Below are 21378 nucleotides of genomic sequence, written 5' to 3'. Positions count from 1 at the left end.
CGCGGCCGACGGCCCGGCGAGGTACTCCGCGACACGGGCACCCGGCGTCATCACGACGGAGGGCAGCCGCCCGGTGAAGGTGTGCAGGCTCCGGCCGAGCGGCCCGGCCGGATGCAGGCCCGCACCGGCGCCACGGACGAGCTGACGCAGCGCGTCCTGGAGCGCCTCGCCGACGCGGAACAGGTCCACCGACGCGTCGTCCGGCAGCCGGGTCAGCCCCGGCAGCGGCCGACCCTCACCGTCCGTCAGGGCCAGGCGCCCAGCGTCGTCGTCCACCCCGCCGCCCGTGCGCGGCGCACGGATCACCGGGCGGGGCGCGGGCGCGGGCAGGACGTCCGTCGCCGGGGCGGTGCGCCGGTGCGGCACGGCCAGGGTGATGTGCCCGGCGACATCGACCGGCGCGGCGGGCTCCACCGGCCGCCCGAGCAGGCCGATCGGGGCAGGCCGCGCCGCCTCCTCCTGCGGTGCGGCGGGCGGGGCGGCGAACCGCACCGACGGCTCCTCGGTGACGCCTTCGAACAGGTCGAGGGCGAAACGCGCCGGAACCGCGAAGACCTCGGTGCCGTCGCCCGACGTGACGATGACCTGGTCCGTCCCGAGCGCGGAGCCCGCCGTGGACGCGGCACCGTGCTGGCGGCCCCAGGTGTAGTCGGCGACCGAGTCGAGGGACCAGCCGCCGCCCGCCAACGGCCACCGGGGACCGCCGCCGAAGCCGACCGAACCGCCGAACTGCGTGCCCCGCTGCCGCGTCCCGCGCGCCTCGTACGAACTGGAGCCGGTGGACTCCACCTCCGGCAGCCGCCGCGTGTGCACGGCGGGCGGGGCGCCCGCCGTACCCGGCAGCGGCGTGCGGTCCCGTACCGCCGTGAACCGCAGTTGTACGCGCCGGCTGCCGCCGATCCGCCCGGGCAGCTCGAACCAGACCGGACGGCCGCCCTCGACGGCGTCCGGCAGCGCCGTGGCCAGACCGTGCGCCGACCGCAGCTGTTCGAGGCGGCGCAGGTTCGCCAACTGGGCGTGGACGCGCGGCTCGTCGAGCGCGTACAGACCGTGCTCGCGCGGCGGCAGGAAACCCTCCCGCGCAGCCAGTCCTCCGCCCGGTCGAACAGGACCTCCGTGCCGTGCGCCGACAGCGGCACCGCGGAGAAGCCGATGCCCTGAAGATGCTCCAAGTGCCCCGGAAGGCGCCGCAGTTCGTCTCCGGTCGGGGCCTGCCCGCGGGCGAGGGAGCGGGGCGGGAGCCGCAGCTCGGCGGAGTCGGGCCAGGGGCCGAAGCTGCCCGTCACCTCGCCGCCGCCCGCCCGCACCAACGTCAGGCGGTACACGATGTCGGCCGAGACCAGCAGATGCGAACCGGTGGTCAGCAGGCCGTGCATGAGCGAGGCCTTGCTGGCGGTGTTGAGCGCGTCGGTCGACTGCCAGGCCGCCCCGCCCTTGCCGTACACGCCGCCGCCGACGCGGGTCGCCGCCGAGGGATGCCCGGCCGCGTGATCACCGGTGAACTGCGGACCGCCGCTGCCCTCCAGGCCGAGCCCGCTGGTCAGCCGCGCCGAACGGTCGACGCCCGACGTGTGCGTGAGCCAGCTCTCCAGGGCGAACTGCCCTTCCGGGCTCCGGGCGCGCGTCGCCCCCGGCCGCACCGTCGCGGTCAGCCGCAGGACGCCCACCGCGCTGCCGTTGCCGTCCGTGAGCACCGGCGAGTACACGCCGCGCCCCCGCTGCATCGGCAGGGTGCCGCGCAGCACCCGGTCGGACAGGAACCCCTCCAGCTCACGCCGCGAATCCTCGCCGAGCCCGTGCAGCGCGGCGAACGCGTCGTCGCCGAGCACCTCGTCGAGCAGCCGTCCCGGCTCGCCGAGACCGTCCACACCCCACAACGGCAGATCGTCCAGAGCGGCGGGCTCGGGGTGCGGCCCGGTCGCCGTCTCGTGCACCTGCGCCCGGTGCTCGGGGAACCAGACGGTGAGCGGCCCGAGCCGCCGCTCCGCACCCCACGTCGCCGGGTCGGCGTCCCGGCGGTCGGCATCCACGCGCGTCTGCCACGCGCCGGTGAACTCGACCGGTCGCGCCGCGTCGTTGGCCCGCTGCATCGTCGTCGTGGTCACACCGTCGTTGACGGTCGCGGACAGGCTCAGCTGATTGTGCGTCAGGCTCAGCGTCAGAGAACCGTCGAACCAGCGCAGCGCGCCGGCCGGACCGTCGTAGACACCGGTCCACGGGATCGGCACGGTCCGGGTCGTCCCCGAACTCTCACCGGCCGACGACGACTGCCCGCCCTCGTTCTGCCGCTCCACCTTGGTCGAGCGCGGCACCTCCCCGTGCGCGCCCGACCGGGCCGAGGCACGCGGATCGGTCAGCCGCAGCCGTACGTCCACGGGGTGCTCGACGCCGCCGAGGACGACGACCACCCGGTGCCCGCGCGCACTGCGCACACTCGGAAGATGCTGGACGATCTCCGCCGCGTCGAGCAGCTCGCCGAGCTGCTCCCGCGCCGCGCTCTCCTCGGCGCCGCCCGGCGTGACGCCGAGGCTGTCGAGGATGTGCTGGTGCAGCGCGTCGAGCACGGTGTCCGCCATCGGCTCGTAGGCGACGAGGCCGACGCTGCCGTCGAGACGGGAGCCATAGGTGAGGACGTAGGGGGAGAGGGGGGCGGAAGGCTCCGCCGGGGTCGTCTCCGCGGGTTCGCTGGTTGCGGCGGTCCCGGTCGGCTGCGCGTCGTCCGTCGGCTGAGGGCCGGTGGTGTCGTACGTGCCTACAGGCTCCGTCCGCTGCTGAGGCGGGGCCTCGCTCGGCTCGTCGCGCGGCGGAACGGGAACGGGCTCCGCCTCGTGGGACACCGGCTCCCTGGTGACGGGGCGCGGGTCGAGCCCGAAGAAGGTCTGCGGCGCCGTCTCCGTGCGGGGAGGCGGCGAGGGGAGCGGCCGCGTCACCGGCGTCGACGACACGGGTGGCGTGGGGGTCGATGTGGCGGAGGTGACCGGTTGCGGCGTGCCCCAGGTCGGCCCTGAGGAGGCCTCCGAGCCCGAGGTGTCGGGCCGGTGTGCCGCATCGGCCTGCTCGGTGGGTTCGGTGGCCGCCCACGGCCCGGTGAACGGCGCCGGAGCGTCGAAACGGGCGAGCACGACGGCACGCCCGTCCTCGGGGCCGGCGCTCCACGCGGAACCCGTGTCCGTCAGGACCGTCAGGCGCAGCCCCAGGACGGGCGCCGCGAGCGCGAGCGTGAGCCAGTCCGCGTCACGTCCGCCGGTGGTGCCGCGTACGTCCGCGAGCGCGTCGCGGACCGCGTCCGGTGCGGCGGAAGCGAGCAGGGGCGCACCGTCCGGTGTGGTGGCTTCGGTCAGCGCGGGCCACAAGCGGGCTTCTTCACGCGGTAGCCGTACGTCCGCCGCGAGGGCCGCGCCCAGCCCGGAACGCAGCTCCTCGGGCCCGGCGGGCCAGCTGTGACCGGCAAGGGCCCCGCTCTCCGCGGGCGCGGCGGCGATCAGCGCGTGGGCCAGGGCGTCCCCGTCCGCGGGCACATGGATCGGCGAGAGCCCGAGATCCTCCAGCTGGTCGCCGACCGGTGCCTGGGCCGACGCGCCGTCCATGCCCTCGGTGGTGGCCGTGGCCGGGGAGGGGATGAGGGTGATGGCGGTCGCGGGCGCGCCGGGCCGGGTGGGCACCAGGTGGATGCCCGAGCCGTGCGGGATCAGGGTGTGGGGTTCGGCGTGGGGGTCGAGGTGGTCCCAGGCGGCGGTGACGGTGTCGAGGTTGGCGGTATGGCCGATCCAGCCGCTGTCGCCGCGGAGGTAGGCGCCGGTCGGGGTGTGGAGGAAGTCGTCGCCGAAGCTGGTCCAGCCGAGGGGGGAGAGTTCGGTGCCGTCGGGCAGGCGTATCCAGCCGCCGGGGTTGACGGCGTAACCGGGCCGCGTGGACGACGAGGCGCCCGCGCCGTCCGGCACCGGCAGCGTGAAAGAGGTGTACGGGGCCGAGGAGCCACCCGCGCCGGGTTGCCGCGCCGGGGAGAAGGGAACCCGCGTCACGCCGCCGGTCCTGGGCCCGGCCAGCGTCACCGGGCGGCCCACCGGCCAGCGCGACGCCACCGGGTCCACGCCCTGGTCGGCGGAGCCGCCGCGCAGGCCGCCGTACTGCTGGCGGTGTTCGTACATCCCGGGCTGGCCGGCGAACGTGGTCGGGTCCACGGACGGGCCGGTGAGGTCCATGTGGTTCTCGAGCTCGGCGACGTCGATGGTCGCGCGCCCGAGACGGAGGTAGTCCCTGCCGTCGGGTTCGAAGCGGATGGCGCGGGGGGTGACACGGGGGCGGCCGTCGACGGTGACGAGGAACGGGAAGTTGAAGTTGCGGGCAGTGACCGGCTGGGCGTCGATCTGCCAGGGATCGATGACGATGATCTCTTCGGGCCTGCTGCGGCGGCCGACGGCGACGAAGACGTGGTCGGTGTGCGGGGCGATGGGGTTGCGGCGGTCCTCGCCCGGCTGGAGGTTGAGGTCGACGTACCAGATCGAGGTGCCGGGCGGCAGGGGTGCGCGATTGAGGAGTGCGAAGGTCATGGCGGCGTGCTCGCCGCAGTTGCCGGTGCCGACGATCTCGGCGATGGCGGCGCTCTGGCCGAGCCATTCCTGGTGGCTGGAGACGGGTTGGCGGTGCACGTCGTCGCGGGAGTAGGCCAGCATCTCCCGGGTGCCGCCGCCGTGCGCGGCGACGGACGAGATCTGATTGGCCTGTCCGTAACGAATACGGCTCCGGACGTCGTCGAGGACCGTACGCCCCAGCTCGCGCAACTGCTCCTGCGGCGGACGCGGGACGACCTGCACGCGGCCGGAGCGCGGCTGGTGGCTGTGGCGGGGAGGCCGGGACTCGCGCGGCACGACGGCGGCCGGTGTGCGCCGGCTGCCCACGGAACGGGTCTGTTCCACAGGGCGGTACTGCCGCGAGCGGCGCTCCATCTCGCGCAGCGCGGGGCTGCGGTACGAGGTCGGGGGCGCTGTCCTCGGATCGTAGAACTGGTCGCTGTAGTGGGCACCGCTGTAGGCACTGGTGGTGCTGTACGGGCTGCCTCCGCTGTACGGGCTGCCTCCGCTGTACGCGCTCGGCCCGCTGTGCCTGCTGGGCCCGCCGTACGTCCCGCGTGCCGGGGCTGCCGGGAAGTCGTCGACGTCCATCATGTCGGTGTCCGACCAGGTCGTCGTCCGTGAGCCGCCGGGCAGGGCGGCCGGGGCGCCGCTGACGAGGGTCTGGGCGATGGCCTCACCGCGCGCCCGCAGGGGTCGGCGCAGCTGCCAGGACGGCAACGCCTCGTGCAGCCGCTCCAGTTCGGCGGGGGTGACGGGGGCGCCGGTCCACTGCAGGCGGCTCAATTCACGGCGCACCTCGTGCGCGAGGATCTGCGCACCGAGCGAGTCGAGCGCGGCCGGAGCAGCGGCAGGGGAAGCGGCGTGGACCGGGTCGCCGGGCTCCCGGGCCGCAGGAGCCTCGGGGGTGAACAGGCCGGAGCCGCCGATGAGTTCGCGGGCGAGTGCGCGGGCCGGAAGGTGCATGCCGCGCAGGAACTCCGCCGCCACGAGCTGGACTACTTCGTCGGGGCGGGGGACGACGCCGGCCGGGTTCTCCCCCGGGGCGACGGCGGCGATCCGCTCGAAGACCATGTCCTCGGCGCGGGTCAGTGCCTCCTCGCGCCAGGCGGGCGGCGTCGCGGGGTCCGTGAGTCGCTGCCGCGCCGCTTCCAGGTCGAACCGCGCCGCACCCGGGTGCCCGAAGGGGCCTGTCCGGGTGGGGGGTTGGCTGGACGCCGACGCGGGCGTGGCGGTCTCCGGGACGGCGCTCGCGATGCCGTCCGCGATGTCGCCCGTGATGTCGCCCCGGACGAGCGGGATGTCGACGGCGCTCGCCGCCGGGCCGCCCACACGGGCGGGCACCATGCGGATGCCGCCGGGGTGGATGGTGAGGGTGTGGGGTGCCGCGTCGGGGTCCAGGTGGTCCCAGGCGGGGACGACGGTGTCGAAGTTGGCGGTGGTGCCGATCCAGCCGCTGTCCCCGCGAAGGAGAGCGCCGCTCGGGGTGTGGAGGAAGTCGTCGCCGAAGCTGGTCCAGCCGTGGGGCGACAGTTCGGTGCCGTCGGGCAGGCGCACCCAGCCGGCGGGATTGACCCCGTAACCGGGCTGCCGGGACGACGAGGCGCCCGCGCCCTCCGGGACGGGGAGCGTGAACGGCGTGTACGGGGCCGAGGAGCCGCCCGCCGCCGGAGCGTACGAAGGGGCGACCGGCACCCTCGTCACGCCGCCGGTCCGGGGCCCGGCCAGCGTCACCGGGCGGCCCACGGGCCAGTGCGCCGCCACCGGGTCGACGCCCTGGTCGGCGGAGCCGCCGCGCAGGCCGCCGTACTGCTGGCGGTGCTCGTACATACCGGGCTGGCCCGCGAACGAGGCCGGGTCCACCGACGGACCCGTGAGGTCCATCTGATTCTCCAGCGCCCCCACGTCGACCGTGCCGCGCGCCTCGTGCAGGTAGTCCCTGCCGTCCGGCACGGCGCGCTCCGCACGCGGCGTGATCTCCCAACGGCCGTCGCCCGGCAGCAGGAACGGGAAGTTGAAGTGGCGGGCGGGCACCGGCACGGCGCCGATCTGCCACGGGTCCACGACGACGATGTTCTCGGGGTCGTTCTCGTCGCCGACGGCGACGAAGACGTGGTCGGTGTACGGGGCGATCGGGTGCTCCGGGTCCTCGCCCTGCCTGAGGTTCAGGTCGACGAACCAGAGCGAGGTGCCGGGCGGCAGCGGGGTCCTGTTGAGCAGCGCGAAGGACATCGCGGCGTGTTCACCGCAGTTGCCGGTACCGATGATCTCGGCGACGACCGCGTCCTGGCCCAGGCGTTCCTGCGCCGTGGCGACCGGCTGGCGGTGCACGCCCTCCCGCGCCAGGGCGAGCATCTCTCGGGTGCCGCCGCCGGACGCGGCCACGGACGAGACCTGGTTCGCCTGCCCGTAACGGATGCGGTGCCGAACGTCGTCCATCACGCTCTGCGCGATGTCGGTGAGCTGCTCGTGCGGCGGGCGGGGGGCCAGCTCGGGCTCGTGCGCGGGTTCCTGTGCGGGGGGCGGGGACGCGGGTACGTCGTCGACGTCCATCATCTCCGTGTCGGAGTACACCTCGGTGGGGGAGCCGCCCGGCAGCCTGAACGGTGCGCCGCCGACGAGCGTCTGGGCGATGGCCTCACCCCGGGCCCGGAGGGGCTGGTTCTGCCGCCAGGCGGGCAGCGCGTCGTGCAGACGGACCGCGTCGTCGGGGGTGATCGAGGCGCCGGTCCAGTTCAGGCGGCCCAACTCCCGGCGGATCTCGTGCGCGAGCACTTGCGCCGCGAAGGAGTCGAGCGGCGTGGTGGAGGGCTGCGGCCCGGTCCCGGCGCCCTCACCAGGGGCGGGCGCGGCCGGACCGCTGCTCGTGGGGTGGGAGGAGGTTCCGTTCTGCTGGGGCGGCGGGGTGGCGGTGCCGCCGGTTTGGGCGGGTGGGGTCTTGGGGCCGCTGCCGGTGCCCGGTCCTGCGCTCGTGTCCGCGCCTCGGCCGGTGCCGGTGTGTGGCTCTTGGGCGGACGGCGACGCGGTCGTGGGGAGCTTCGTGTCACCGGACGAGCCGGGGGTCTGCTGGCCCAGCGGAGGATTTCCGGGAAGCGGGCCAGGGGACGACGAGGTCGGCGCCACGGGTGCGGCGGTGCCGGGTCCCGACTGCCTCACGGGGTCGGACGCGGCTGAACTCGGCGCCGCAGGGGCGGAGTTCGGGCGTGCTTGTTCGGCGACGGGGCCGGACGTCGTCGAGTTGGGGCCGGTTGTGCTGGTGGCGGTTCCAGTAGACCCAGCGGGGCCCGTGCTCGCGTTGCCCCCGGTCGTCCCCGGGTTCGGGACCGTCGAGCCGGGCGACCCGGTGCCCGGGGTCGCGGGCGTGTTGGCGGGCGCAGGGGCCGAGGGCGTAGGTACGACGGGCGTGGGTGCGGGTGTCTCGTCCGTCGGGCGAGGTGTCGGTTCGGGGACGGACGCGCTGGGGGCCGACGACGCGGGGTTCGCGCCCAAGTCGCCGCTGGCGCCCGCGTCCGGGGCGGGAACCTGCGTCGTGGACCCGGGGTTCGTGGTGACGGGGCCGGACGACGTGGCACCCGGACCCGGTTGGCCGCCGGCGCCGCTGCCTGAGCCCGGAGCCGTACCGGTGTCCGGGGTGTTCTCCGCAGGAGCGGCGTGTCCGTCGCCGCCACCGGTCGCGGCAGGGCTTGGACCCGGCCCCGTCGGTGCCTGGGTCGGCGACTCCGGGTTCGGGGGAACGGTCGGGGGCGTGGTGCCGACCGTGCTCTCACCGGTGGCGGGACGGGTGTCGCCCGGCTGCCGGTCGGGGCCGGTGGGCGCCGGGTCGCCCTCGTGGCCGCCGCCGGTTGCCGGAGCACCGGCGCCGACGCCCCCGCGTGAGGGCGCGGAGTTCGCCGGACCCGAGGACGTGGACGGCGCGCTCTCGGCCGGAGCCGTCGGGCGGCCGGGCTTCGAACCGGGCGGCTCCGGGTGCGTGGTGCCGGAAGGCCCGGACTGCTTCGGCGCGTCCGTGCCGGGTGCGTGCGTCGTCCCGCTCGTACCGCCGCCGGGTCGCGCACCCGAACCGGGCAGCGGACCGCCGGAGGGGGCGCTGCTGCCGGGGCTCGGGTCGAGCGGCCGCTGCCCCTGGCCGGGGCCCGTCGTCGGGCCGCCCGCCGCCACGGCGCCGCTGTTGGTCCCGGGAGCCGGGTCGTGCGGCGTCTGCCCGTGACCCGGCGCCGGACCACCGGTCAGGCCGCTGTTGCTGCCCCCCGGCGCCGGGCTGTCGGTCCTGCCACTGTTGCCGCCCCCTGGCGCCGGGTTGTCGGCCCTGCCACCAGTGCCGCCACCAGTCGTCGGACCGTCGGTCATTCCGCTGTTGCCGCCACCGGTCGTCGGGCTGTCGGTCCTGCCGCCGGTGCCGCCACTGGTCGTCGGAGCGTCGGTCCTGCCACTGTTGCCGCCACCCGGCGTCGGACCGTCGGCTCTGCCCCCAGTGCCGCCACCCGGCCTCGTACCGCTACCCCCGCCACGGCCCTCGCCGCCGCCCGGCGCCGGCTCGGGGCGGCTCCCCGTGGGTGCGGTCTCGATGTACGTGTTGCTTCCCTCGTTGGCGCGCACGTTGCCGCCGCCCGAACCGGAGCCCGATCCTCGTCCGCCGCCGCCCGGGGTGTCGTCCAGGGTGGCGGGGCGGTCGTACCCGGTGCCGGTGCGGGTCGGGGGCTTGCCGCCGACGGAACCCTCGCCGGTGCGGGGGCCGCCCTCGGGGCGCGGCTGTGTGGTGCCGTGCGGGTCGCTCTGGGGACCGCCGAGCTTCTGACCGGGTCCGGCGAACGGGTCCAGGGGCGGTTTGCCGCCCTGCGAGGTGCCCTCGCCGGTTGCCCCGGGCGGCCGGTTGTCGGCGGTCGCGGGGAAGTCGTGCCCGCGGCCCGCAGGAGGCGTGGGAGCCGGCTGGTGGGAGCCCGGAGGGGCCGTGCCCGGCTGGGGTTCGGGGGTGCCGTGGGGATTGGCCTGCGGGCCGCCGAGCTTCTGCCCGGGGCCGGTGAACGGGTCGTTGCCGCCGGGCTGATGCGACTGCGGCCCGTTCTCCGCCGGGCCGGGGCGCTGGGGCTCCGGAGTGCCGTGGGGGTTGGACTGGGGGCCGCCGAGTTTCTGGCCCGGGCCTGTGAAGGGGTCGTTGCCGCCGCTGTTGGTGCCGGGCTTGGGCCCGTTCTCCGCGGGGCCGGGGCGCTGGGGCTCCGGGGTGCCGTGGGGGTTGGACTGGGGGCCGCCGAGTTTCTGCCCCGGGCCCGTGAACGGGTCGTTCGTGCTGCCGCTGTTGGTGCCGGGCTTGGAGCTGGTGTTCTGGCCCGGACCGTCGTCGCCGGTCTTCGGGGCGGGGGTGCCGTGGGGGTTCTCCTGGGGGCCGCCCAGGCGTTGGCCCGGCCCTGTGAAGGGGTCGTCGGTGCGGCCGCCGGGCTGCCTGGACGGACCGCCGCCGGGGCCGCCCTCGTTGCCCGCCGGCTTCGGTGTGCCGTGCGGGTTCTCCTGCGGGCCGCCCAGCCGCTGGCCGGGGCCGCCGAAGGCGTCGGAGCGGCCGCCGTTGCCGGCGGCGCCGGGGCGCTCCTGGACGGGCGGCGTGGGGGTGGGCACGTCGCCCGTCCCAGGCCGTCCGCCTTGGCCGCCCGCGCCGCCCGGACGCTGCTGCACGGGCGGCGCGGGCGTGGGCACATCGCCGCTGCCCGGGCGGCCGCCGCCAGGGGTCGGCCGGGACTGTGAGGGGACGGGGGTGTCCTGGGCGAGCGGCTTGCCGGGGGCGGTCGCCGGGTTGCCGGGCGGCGGCGCGCTCTGCGAACCGTCGCCGCCGGTACGGGTGTTGGGCATGCCGATGTCACCGGTCCGCCCGCCGCCGGGGCCGCTGCTCGTGGGGTGGGAGGCGTGCGCGGAGGCGCCGCCGCCCTGCGGGGGGTTGAGGGCGCCGGGTCCGCCGTCGCCGCGGAAGGAGCCGGGTCCGGAGAAGGTGTGATCGCCTCCGGCGCCACCACCGGGGACGCGGGGCGGCGGGGAGACCCCCGGGCCGTCGCCGATGCCGCCGGGCACACCGCCGGTGTCGGGGGTGGCCTTCGGCGGCGCGGTGGGCGGCGGGGTGCCCTTGGGGCCGCCGACGGGTCCGGCCGGGTGCGGGGTGTAGTGGTAGCCGGCGAAGCCGCCGCCGAGGCCACCGACGAGACCGCCGAGGCCCAGACTCCACGCCTCGGCGCCCCAGTCGACGTCGTAGTCGGTGCCCGCGATGGCGGCGCCCGCGGCGCCGGCGGCGACGTCGATGCCCAGGTTGAGCGCGGCGCCGGAGACCGCGCCGCCGATGGCGCCGATGGCGGTCGTGCCGACGGTTCCGATGCGGGCGGCGATCTGGGTGAGGACCGGGATGAGGCGGGCGAGGAGCGCGCCGATGGCGGAGAGCAGACCGCTCAGCAGGGGGCCGAGCGCCATGAAGGCCATGCCGAGGATGGAGCCGAGGATCATCGCCCACATGGAGGCGTTGACCTTCTTGGCGTACTCGTCGGCGGCCTTCTTCAGCTCGTCGGCGTAGCGGTGGATGGTCTGGCCCACCGTCCACGCGGTCTCCGCCGCGTCGTCGATCGTCTTGCTGAGCCCGTCGTCCCATGCCAGCCGCATCGCGTCGCCGGCCTTGCCGGTCATGTCGATGCCGTCGACCTTGCCCTTGACCGCCACGCGGCGTTCGTGGAGGTCGTCGCCGAGCCGGATCCAGGCGTTGCCCAGTTCGATGATCTCGTCGAGGCTGATGCTGCCGAGTACGGAATCCGCGTCTGCCATGGTGCGGGGTGCCCTCCTTGGGCGTACTGCGCCGGGTCAGGCGTTGTCGGTGACCTTGGTGGACGGGGCCGGGGCGGGCGGCTCGGACGCCGGCCGCGGGATGTGCGGCGCCGCCGACTCCGGCAGGGCGATCTGGACGAGGACGGGCTCGTGCGAGTGGCGGACGAGCTGGCCGCGGCCCGGCGGGCGGCGCCGGGCGCGGTGTTCGGCGATCAGCGCGCCCTCGCGGTGGTCGCCGGAGAGGAGCAGTCCGTCGGTGCCGATCTCCTTGAGCTTGCTCAGCAGCGGGTCGGACATGACGGCGCGGCTGGCGCCGCCGGCCCGGCGGGCGAGGACGAGGTGGAAGCCGAGCTCGGCGGCCTGCGGGATGAACTCGGCCAGCGGAGCCAGCGGTCCGCGGCCCATGCCGCCGGCGGCGAGGTCGTAGTCGTCCGCCACGACGTACAGCTCGGGCCCCTGCCACCAGCCGCGGGAGGCGAGCTGGCCCGCTGTGATGTCGGCCGGGGGGATGCGCGAACGCAGTGTCTCGGCGAGGGCCTGGACCTGTCCGGCGACGAGGTCGGCCGAGCCGCCGCGGGCGCCGATGTACTCCTCGGGGACGACGCCGAGCAGGCTGTGCCGGTAGTCGACGACCATGAAGCGCAGGTCGCGGGCGCTGTGCCGGTCGGCGAGGCCGCGCATCCAGGTGTGCAGGAAGGCGGTCTTGCCGGAGCCGGAGTCGCCGAAGACGACGAAGTGCGGTGCGCCGGCGGTCATGTCGAGGCCGACGGGGCGCAGGTCGGACTCGCGCAGTCCGATGGGTACTTCGTGGGGGGCGATGGCCGGGCCGTGGCCGTCCCAGCGTTCGGCGTCCGAGGGCGCTTCGGCGCGGGCGAGGTCGCGGACGGTGAGGGAGGAGGGCAGGACGCGCAGTTCGGGCGCGGCGGGCCTGGTCCACGCCTCGGCGAGCCGCTCGACGAGGTGCTGTTCGGCGTCGGCGAGGCCGTCCGTGCTGTCGTCGCCGTCGAGCCGGGGCAGCGCGATGTGGTGGGTGAGGCCGGGGGTGGCGAGGCCGCGGCCGGGGACGCTCTGGCCCAGTGCGCGGGCGGCCGGGCGGTTGATCTCGGACTCGGAGGGGTCGTTGAGGCGCAGTTCGAGGCGGCCGGGGATGTTGTCGCGCAGGTTGACGCGGATCTCGGCCCAGCGGTTCGCGGTGATCCACAGGTGGACGCCGACGCCGAGGCCGCGGGTGGCTATCTCGGTGAGGGTGGTGATGGCGTTCTCGTCGGCGCTGTGCAGGGCCGCCCAGTTGTCGATGACGAGGACGATGTCGGCGGCGCGCACCCCGTCGGGGAGGCGGCCTTCGGCGCGGCGGGTGCGCAGTTCGGCGGACGACTGGATGCGCAGGTCGCGGAACATCTTCTCGCGGGCCGCGACGATCCTGCTGACCTCGGCGAGGACACGGCGTACGCGTTCCTCGTCGCGGCGTCCGGCGACACCGGCCACGTGCGGTGCGTCGGCGAGGCCGTGCAGGGTGCCGCCGCCCATGTCGACGCAGTAGAACTGCACTTCGTCGGGGGTGTGGGTGAGCATCGCGCTGAGCATGGCGGTGCGCAGGAAGGTGGATTTGCCGCTCTGCGGGGCGCCGACGAGCGCGAGGTGGCCCTGGCGGCCCGCGAGGTCGAGGACGAGCGGGCGCTGTTCCTGGCGGGTGGGGACGTCGAGGACGCCGACGGGGAACTTCAGCTCGCCGCCGTAGGGCCACTGGGCGCAGCGCAGGCCGAGTTCCTTCTCGGGTTCGGGTTCGCCGAGCAGGGCGGTGAGGCCGAAGCGGGCGGGCAGCGGCGGGAGCCACACCTGGTGGCCCGGGGTGTCCTTGTTGAGCAGGCGCTCGACGGCGATCTCCAGTTCGGTGGCCCCGCCGTCGGGGTCCCATTCCCAGCCGGGCTTCTCGTTGTCGTCGTCGGTGAGCGGGGGCAGGTCGCCGTGGACGGCGAAGGGGACGGGCTCGGCGGAGGACGGTTCGTCGTTGCCGGGCTTGTGGTACGGCGCGGAGATGTGAGCGACGCGGAAACGCTCGTAGACCGACTCGTCGACCTTCAGGTAGGCGGAGCCGGGGATGGCGGGCAGCGTGTAGGCGTCGGGGGTGCCGATGACGGCGCGGCTCTCGGCGGCGCTGAACGTGCGCAGGCAGATGCGGTACGACAGGTGCGACTCCAGGCCCCGCAGGCGGCCTTCTTCGAGGCGCTGGGTGGCGAGGAGCAGGTGGATGCCGAGGGAGCGGCCGACGCGGCCGATCTGGACGAAGAGTTCGATGAAGTCGGGCCGCTGGGAGAGGAGTTCACCGAATTCGTCGACGACGACCACGAGGTAGGGCAGCGGTTCGAGGGGCTTGCCGTTGATGTCGGTGCCGCCCGCCGCCTGGCGGAGCTGGTACTCGCGGACGGAGTCGACGTTTCCGGCCTCGCGCAGGAGCCGCTGGCGGCGCTGCTGTTCGCCCTGGAGGGCCTGGCGCATCCGGTCGACGAGGGCGAGGTCGTCGGCGAGGTTGGTGATGAGGCCGGAGACGTGGGGGAGTTCGGTGACTCCGGCGAAGGTGGCGCCGCCCTTGAAGTCGACCAGGACGAAGGCGAGATGGTCGGGGGAGTGGACCATGGCCATGCCGGTCACGAGGGTGCGCAGGAGTTCGCTCTTGCCGGAGCCGGTGGCGCCGACGACGAGGCCGTGCGGGCCGATGCCGCCCTGGGCGGACTCCTTGAGGTCCATGACGAGGGGGGAGCCGCTGCCGGTGACGCCGATGGGCACGCTGAGCAGGTCGCGGGCGTCGGGGGTGCGGCGGCGGGCCGCGGGGTCGAAGGCCGACACATCGGGGACGCCGAGCATCTCGGAGAGGGAGACGTGCTCGGACAGGACCTGGTCGCGCTCTCCGGACAGGCGCAGCGGCGCGAGGGCGCGGGCCGCGGCTTCCAGTACGGCGTCCTCGGGCGCGTCGGCGACGCCCCGTTCGACCTGGGCGTGGAGTCCGGGGGCGCGGCCTTCGAGGACGAGGCCGCCGCGGGCGTCGGTGCGGGCGCGGACGTCGACGCGGCCCGGTTCGGAGCCCTCTTCCTCGACCAGGCACACCACGTGCAGGCCGAGGTCGGGTCCGGCCTGGGAGAGCAGGTCGTGCAGGAGCGCGGTGCGGGTCCAGGGCTGCGCCGGGTCGTAGTCGTCGAGGAGGACGACGAGGCGGCGGCGCGGGGTGTTGTCGCGGGTGGCGGCGAGGCGGCTGAGCCGTTCGGCGCGGGCGGCGACCTCCTGGTCGAGGCTCTGGCGGAGGTGGTCGTGGAGCTCGGCGAGGCTGTCGGCGAGCAGCGGGACGACCTCTTGCTCGCGGCGCTGGGGGTCGGTGCCGGGCTCCTGGGCGTGGGGCAGCCACTTCGCCCAGTCCCAGTCCTTGTTGCCGCCGGTGACGACGGCGACGCGTACGTCGTCGGGGGCGTGCAGCACGGAGAGCTGGAGCAGCAGGCTCTGGGCGAGGCGGCGGGTGCGGGGGCGCGGGCCCAGGAGGCTGACGACGCCGCAGGAGCCGAGGTCGAACCAGGCCGCCTGGTCGCCCAGGGTGCCGTAGGTCTGCACGAGTTCGGCGGCGGCGTGCTGGGAGCGCAGGTCGAGGTCGGTGGTGGGGTCGTGCTGCTCGTGCTGGTGCAGGGACCGGGCGAGGGGGACGGTGCCGGTGCCTAGGCGCAGGTGCAGGAAGTCCTGGTCGCTGGGGCGGCGTTCCCATACGCGGCGTCCCCGGGTGGCCATGGCCCAGAGCCGGTCGGGGTGCGGGTGGCGCCAGGTGTCGGCGGCGCGCTGGGCGGCCCGGGTGTGCAGCACCTGCTTGCGGATGCCGGCGAGGTACTCGAAGTACCGCTCGCGCTGGCGGAACTGGTTGCGGCGGCGGCCCGCGCGCAGCTGCATCCGTACGCCGATGGTGATGCCGACGGAGACGACGACGAAGGCGATGCCGAGCAGGATCATCCAGGCCCGGCCGTAGGCGACCATGTAGGCGGCCATGCTCATGCTGGACAGCAGGGGCAACAGCAGCATGAGCCAGCCCGCCGCGCCCTGCGGCTGGGGCCGCTGGGGCGGGGCGGCCAGGGTGATCTTGCCCTCCGGCATCGGTGGGGGCGTCATCCTGACGGGGCGGTGGAAGGGGATTCGACTCACAGTGGCTGCCTAGCGGGGGTACGAGGAGCGGGACGGGGAGGGGAGGCGTTCGGGGGTGCGGGCGGGCCGGTTCGGCCCCGGGGAGCGGGCGGTTCAGTAGGGGAACGTCATGGTCACCGCCGTCTTGTTGGTGTCGGTGACCTCCTCCGGCGGGTCCTGGCTGTCGCCGTCTCCGTCGCCGGATCCGGTGAGGGCGCTGTGGAAGTCGGCGAAGAGTTTGCGGATGCCGTCCTCGGCAGTGCTGAAGTTCGACCAGGACATGTGGACGCCGTCGGCGAGCGCGGGCAGGACGCCTTTGCTGGGGTCCTCCTCGGTGCCGAACAGTTCGGTGATGACGCGCAGCCAGTCCTGGGCCACCACGTCGGCGTCCTCGGCGGACTTGCCCTGCCAGGCCAGTTTGAGCTGGCCGAGCTGGGTGTTGATGACCTTGAGGCTGTCGGAGACGTCCTGGGCGAGGCTCGTCATGTCGTCGCCGGTCTTCTTCATGTTGACCGGGGAGACGTCGATGACGGAGGTGTCGTAGTCGGCCGTGCCGTTCTCAGCCATGCTGCACCCTTTCCGAAGAGTCGCGTTGCACAGGGGACTTGACCCGGTCGGCCGCCGGAAGAGGAGGCTGACAAAAGGTTATACAAGTGATAAACCTGGCAGTGTTCCATGAGGCCAGAGGGGCGAGGGAGCCACCGTGACCGACCCGATCACTTCGCAGTACGACACGACCCCCCTGCCGGAAGGGGACGAGAGCGACGAGCCGGGGGCCGACCACGGAGCCGACCTCAGCGGTCTCGTCCCGCAGGACAAGGTCGCCTGGAGCACACCGCCGTCGTTCAACGACGACCCGAAGGACAGCGGGTCCGGCGGTGGCGACTCCCCGCCCGAGGGCGGGACGGAACCCTCCGGCGACCTGCGCATCGACCTCGGCTCCGTGCGCACCGCGGAGACGGCGATGCTCACCGAGGCGCGCGGCGCCGTGGCGGCGTACGAGGAGGTGCGCGCCAAGGTCGCCTCGTCCAAGGACAGCGTCTTCGGCCAGGGCGCCAAGGAGCCCGGCCGGTACGTCTGGAACCCCGCGTCCCAGGGCTCGTCCTGGCAGGAGGGCGAGGACAACCCGTTCGCGGAGGCGGGCGAGACGTTCGCGGCGGACATGAACCCGGCGCAGGAGCGGGCGCTGCTCCAGGTCGGCTCGGCGCTGGAGAAGCTCGGCGAGTACATCGCGCTGCTCAACCACGGCGGGCAGGTGTACGCGCACACCGACCGCGAGTCCCGCTTCCCGGCGCCGCCCGCCGAGAGCTGAGCGGCATCGGGCACGCACGCCCGCGCCCTCAGCCATGGCCCTGACCGTCGTTGAGGTTGCCGAGGTTGGCCTGCTCGGCGTCGTGGTAGTTCTGGTAGCTGGTGCGCAGCCGGTGCAGGATGTCGTCCAGCAGGTCCGCCAGGTCGTGCTGGCTCTTGTGGAACCAGGTCTTCATCTCGTCGAAGGTCAGATACGCCGGGCTGGACCAGTGGGTGGCCAGATCGTTCATCTTCGTGTCGATCGACGCCATCTTCGCGTTGATCGTGGTCGCCTCGCGCTGCACCGTGTGGATCGCCGTCTGCATGTCCTCCAGGTAGGCGCGCCACTCCTCGACCGTCACTTCTTCCGCCATCGGCAGGTCACCTCTCCTTCCGCCGGTCCGTGGTGCTGCTCACTCACCGGGCCTCGCCCGGTGGCAGGTCGGCGGGGAGCAGCGTGGTGAGCAGGGCCGGGTCCGCCGAGGCCAGGTCCTGGGCCGTCAGGTCGAGTTCGGCGACGCGCTGCGCGTGCCGCTCGGTCATCAGCTGGAACACCTGCCGGGCGCTGCGCCCGTTGCCGAACTGGTCGCCGCGCGGCACCTCCTCGAACCAGGTGTGCAGCGCTTCGGCCGTCTCCGCCGCCAGCGCGTACTCGTGGCTGGCGGCCTGGTGTTCCACGATGCGCACGAGCTCCGCCGAGGTGTAGTCGTCGAAGTAGAGGGTGCGGGTGAACCGCGAGGCGAGACCCGCGTTCGACTCCAGGAGCCGGTTCATCTCGCCGGGATAGCCGGCGACGATGACGACGACCTCGTCACGGTGGTCCTCCATCAGCTTCACCAGCGTCGAGATCGCCTCGGTCCCGAAGTCGGTGGAGTGGCCCTGGGGGACGAGCGCGTACGCCTCGTCGATGAACAGCACACCGCCCAGGGCCCGCCGGAAGACAGCGGTCGTCTTGGGCGCGGTGTGGCCGATGTACTCACCGACCAGGTCCCCACGGTCCGCCTCGACGAGATGGCCGCGGCTGAGCAGTCCGAGCGCGGCCAGGAAGCTGCCGTAGAGCCGGGCCACGGTGGTCTTGCCCGTGCCGGGGTTGCCCGCGAAGACGAGGTGTCGGCTCAGCGGCGGCGGAGCGAGGCCCGCGTCCTGGCGGACCTTGACCATCTGCATGAGCTTGGTCAGCGTCAGGACATCCCGCTTGACCCCGTCCAGACCGACCAGGCGGCCCAACTCCTCGTGGAGCGCGGCGAGCCGGTCCTCGGCCGCCTGCTCCCGCGCGCCGTCCTTGTCCACGGTGTCCGCGGTGCCTGCGGGCTTCGGGGCGCCGGCGGGCACGGCGACGCGGCCCGCCTCCGCGCGCGGCGAGCCGGACGCATCCGGGGATTCAGGGGAACCCGACTGGGCGGACAGGGTCGGCAGCACCGCGTCCTGTACCTCCAGGGTCCGGCAGTCCTCGGCCTCGACCACGGCGTCATCGTCGCGCAGCAGGTCCTTCTCGGTGGCCTCGACGGTGCAGCGGCGCAGCGTCACCCGGGAGCGGGCGCCCGCGTAGACGGCGGGGAAGCGGCTCTTGTCGAAGTGGCAGTCCTCGTAGCGGCCCCGGCCCTCCTCCTCGACGTAGAGCGCGTTCTTCCCGGCGTCGGAGACGGTCGTCCCGCTGATCCACGGCCGGGCACCGGCACCGACGACGATGCCGCTGCCCCCTGCCTCGCGTACGGCGCCCCCGTCCATGACGACGGCGCTGTCCGCCTCCAGGAGCAGCCCGGTGGCGCCGCTGCCGGTGACGTTCACGTTCTCCAGGCGCGCGCCGGTCCCGCGGCCGACGACGACACCCGTCTCCTTGGCCCCGGTGACCGTGCAGTCGGTCAGCAGCGGGCGGTGGCTGGTGCGCAGGCGGACGCCCTCGCGGCTGGCGGAGACGGTGCAGCCGTGCAGCGCCGCGTCGCCGCCGTCGACGCAGATACCGGCGAGCCCGGCGTCGGTCACCTCGCAATCGTGAGCGAGGAGTTCGGCGCGTTCGGTGACGCGCACCCCGTACTCGGGCGTCCCGCGCACGGTGGTGCCGCGCAGCCGCACCCGGCCGCCGCCGCCCAGATGGACGGCCGTGTACGCGGAGTCGCGCACGGTGCAGTCGGTGAGGACGACCTCGGCCTCGCCCACCGCGTACAGCCCGTTCGCGTCGCTGCGCGCGAACGTCGACTCCCGCGCCATGGCCTGCCCCGAACCGCTGACGACCAGCGCGCTGTCCTTGACGTCGACCGCGCGCACGCCCGTCAGCTCCGCCGTGGCCGCGGCGGTCACCAGGACAGCGGCGCCGGAGGTGTGATGGACATGGCAGTCGTCAAGCAGCACGCTGCTGGAGCCGTCCACGAGGACCCCGGCGCCCGCCGTACGGAAGATCTCGCAGTGCTGGAGGCGCACACCGCGCCGCGCCTCACGCGAGGAGGTCGCCTCGGCGCCGGGCGCGGAAGCGGCCTCGCCCGCCCAGCCGTTGGTGTCCTGCGCGGCGGGCCCCGCCACCGCAGTGCCGCGCAGCCACACGCCCTGGGCGCCCGACTCGTGCAGACGGCACTCGCGCAGCACCGCCGTGGCGTGGCCCTCCGCGAACAGGGCGGCCGCGCCACTGCCACGTATCTCGCACCGGGCCAGCGTGGCGTGCGCGCCCGCCGCGAGGACCACGCCGTGCCGGGTGACCCCGTCAAGGAGCGCGTCGCTCATCTCCGCGCGCGCCTCGTCGTCGACGAGCAGACCGTCGCCCGTGCAGGAGCCGACGGTGAGTCCCTCCAGCGTCGTACGGGCGGCTCCGGTGACGCGGACGGCGACACCCTCCGCCTGCCGCACCGCACACCCGTGCAGCAGCGCCGTCGCCGTACCGCCGATCTCCACGCGGCCACCGCTGACCGAGCAGTCCCTGAGCACCGGTTCGCCGCCCCGCACAAGCAGCGCGATCTCCCGCGGCGCGGTCGCGGTGAGCACGAAACCGGTCACCTCGGCCCGGCCCCCGAAGACGGTGAGAGCGGGGCCGCGCGTCGCGACCACCCGCACCTCGCCCTTGGCGACCAGGCTGACGTCCTTGTCCAGGACGACGCTCTCGGTGTACGTGCCCGCCTGCACGGTGATCACGGCCCCGGGCTTCGCCGCGCGCACCGCCGCGCCGATGGAACGGTGCGCACCCCAACTGCCGGGAGCCACCCGCTGCGCGGCGGGCTTCACCGGGCCCACGCCCCGCTCACAGACCGCTTCCCAAGCTTGAGAGCCAGCCGAAGAGCCCGAACACCCCCGCGCACAGCGGCAGGGCGGCCACCGTCAGGAAGGTGGCGAGAGCGGCGGGCCAGGTCGGGCGCTCCGTCTCGACGGGACGCAGCGCCGCGCCGAAGGCGAGGAAGATCCCGACGCCGACGAGGACGGCGCCGACGGCGAACGCCATCAGCGGACCCGCCGCACGGGAGTCGGCCATGTACAGCGGCACCCGCACCGCGAGGGCAAGGAGGCCGAGGACCCCGGCGGCCACCTGCGGCACCACCGCGGACAGCACCCGCACGGCCCCGGCCTGGAGCAGCACCCCGACCGCGACGCAGCCCACCAGGATGAGCCCGTACACCCCGCGCGAGGCGCTCAGCGTGAGCAGCGCCGCCGCGAGGAAGAGGGCTGACACGGTGCTGAGCAGCGTCAGCAGCCCGTTTCCGCGCCGCACCACACTCGCCACGTCCTCGTCGCCGAGCGTCGCGGCTCCGGTGTCGGGACCCGAGGGCACAAGCACGGCGATCTGGCTGGCGATCCGCGGCAGCAGCCCGCAGAGCACGAGCAGGGCGAACGCGACGACCGCCGCCGAACCGGTCCACCCCGCGTGCACCGCCGTCAGCGGCACCACGAACAGCGCGACCACCACGGTGAACAACTGGAGCACCACGGTCGACGGCACCGGCAGCGCCACGAGCGCGGCCAGCGCGCCGAGCACGGCGGTCAGGGACACCACCACGGGCGTCAGCACCGGTCCGTGCAAGGGCGCGGTGAGCCCGGCGCAGGCCATCAGCGGGCAGGCGCTGAGCGCCAGCAACTGCCGTACCGCCGACGGCAGCGGCCAGTTCTTGCGCTGCGCGAACCAGGCGAGGAAGGCCACGCACACGGCGGCCAGCGCGAACACCGGCGCCGCCAGAGCGGCCGGCCGGTCGGCGCCGAGCCACAGCGCGGACAGGATCATGGCCACCAGGCCCGCGCCCACCACGCACTGGGCGCGCAGCCGCGGGCTCCACAGCCGGCCGTCCTCGCGCGCCTCGGCCACCTGCTCGTCGAGGTCGGTGACGACGAGGTCGCCCGCCTCGGCGGCGCGCCGGTCCCGCAGATAGAGCGTCGCGCCGTCGGCTATGCCGGCCACCGCGAGGGTGTCGCCCGGAGCCAGCGGGACGCCGCCCGCCTCGGCGAGCGACCAGACCGGGGGCATCGCCTCGGACTCGGGCTGACCGCACAGGGCCGCCAGCCTGGGGGCGTACTCGGCGACCGGGGCCTGCGCGGGAAGGGCGAGATCGACGCGCCTGCGTTCACCGACCACGGTGACCCGGCAGCGTTCATCGGGCACAGA

General features: G+C 74.7%; 7 protein-coding genes. 1 reads left to right on the top strand and 6 read right to left on the bottom strand.

All coding sequences use genetic code 11. From position 1 onward, the window contains the following. Window positions 1-302: 302 nt before the first annotated feature. The 3 genes from C1N81_RS06785 to C1N81_RS06775 all read right to left on the bottom strand — a co-directional run bounded on the left by C1N81_RS06785 (window position 303) and on the right by C1N81_RS06775 (window position 16079). Complete coding sequence (locus C1N81_RS06785; protein ID WP_394427746.1) at window positions 303-11360, bottom strand: hypothetical protein; 11058 nt, start codon at window positions 11358-11360, stop codon at window positions 303-305. Between the two features lie 36 nt (window positions 11361-11396). Beyond that, the gene (gene eccCa, locus C1N81_RS06780) at window positions 11397-15533 is read right to left on the bottom strand and encodes a type VII secretion protein EccCa (RefSeq protein ID WP_394427745.1); all 4137 of its coding nucleotides are present in this window, start codon (window positions 15531-15533) and stop codon (window positions 11397-11399) included. Between the two features lie 93 nt (window positions 15534-15626). Continuing rightward, window positions 15627-16079, bottom strand: a complete 453-nt coding sequence (locus C1N81_RS06775) for a WXG100 family type VII secretion target (RefSeq protein WP_394427743.1) — start codon at window positions 16077-16079, stop codon at window positions 15627-15629. 136 nt (window positions 16080-16215) lie between these two features. Here C1N81_RS06775 and C1N81_RS06770 point away from each other — a divergent pair, with 136 nt between their 5' ends. After that, a complete protein-coding gene (locus C1N81_RS06770) occupies window positions 16216-16824 on the top strand; it encodes a hypothetical protein (protein ID WP_394427741.1) in 609 nt (202 codons plus the stop codon). 28 nt (window positions 16825-16852) lie between these two features. On the opposite strand, the gene C1N81_RS06765 is transcribed toward C1N81_RS06770, so the two are convergent. Genes C1N81_RS06765 through eccD form a run of 3 tightly spaced genes read right to left on the bottom strand, consistent with a single transcriptional unit; the run spans window position 16853 to window position 21375 of the window. Beyond that, entirely contained in the window at window positions 16853-17176 is a 324-nt protein-coding gene (locus C1N81_RS06765; protein WP_394427739.1) for a WXG100 family type VII secretion target, read from the bottom strand. A gap of 43 nt (window positions 17177-17219) precedes the next feature. Beyond that, window positions 17220-20021: a right-handed parallel beta-helix repeat-containing protein gene (locus tag C1N81_RS06760; RefSeq protein WP_394427737.1), complete on the bottom strand. Its 2802-nt coding sequence runs from the start codon at window positions 20019-20021 to the stop codon at window positions 17220-17222. Window positions 20022-20028: 7 nt separating this feature from the next. Beyond that, window positions 20029-21375, bottom strand: a complete 1347-nt coding sequence (gene eccD, locus C1N81_RS06755; protein WP_394427736.1) for a type VII secretion integral membrane protein EccD — start codon at window positions 21373-21375, stop codon at window positions 20029-20031. Window positions 21376-21378: the final 3 nt, after the last annotated feature.

The sequence above is a fragment of the Streptomyces sp. SGAir0957 genome, assembly GCF_043523415.1.
This window is presented reverse-complemented; position numbering and strand designations above follow the sequence as displayed.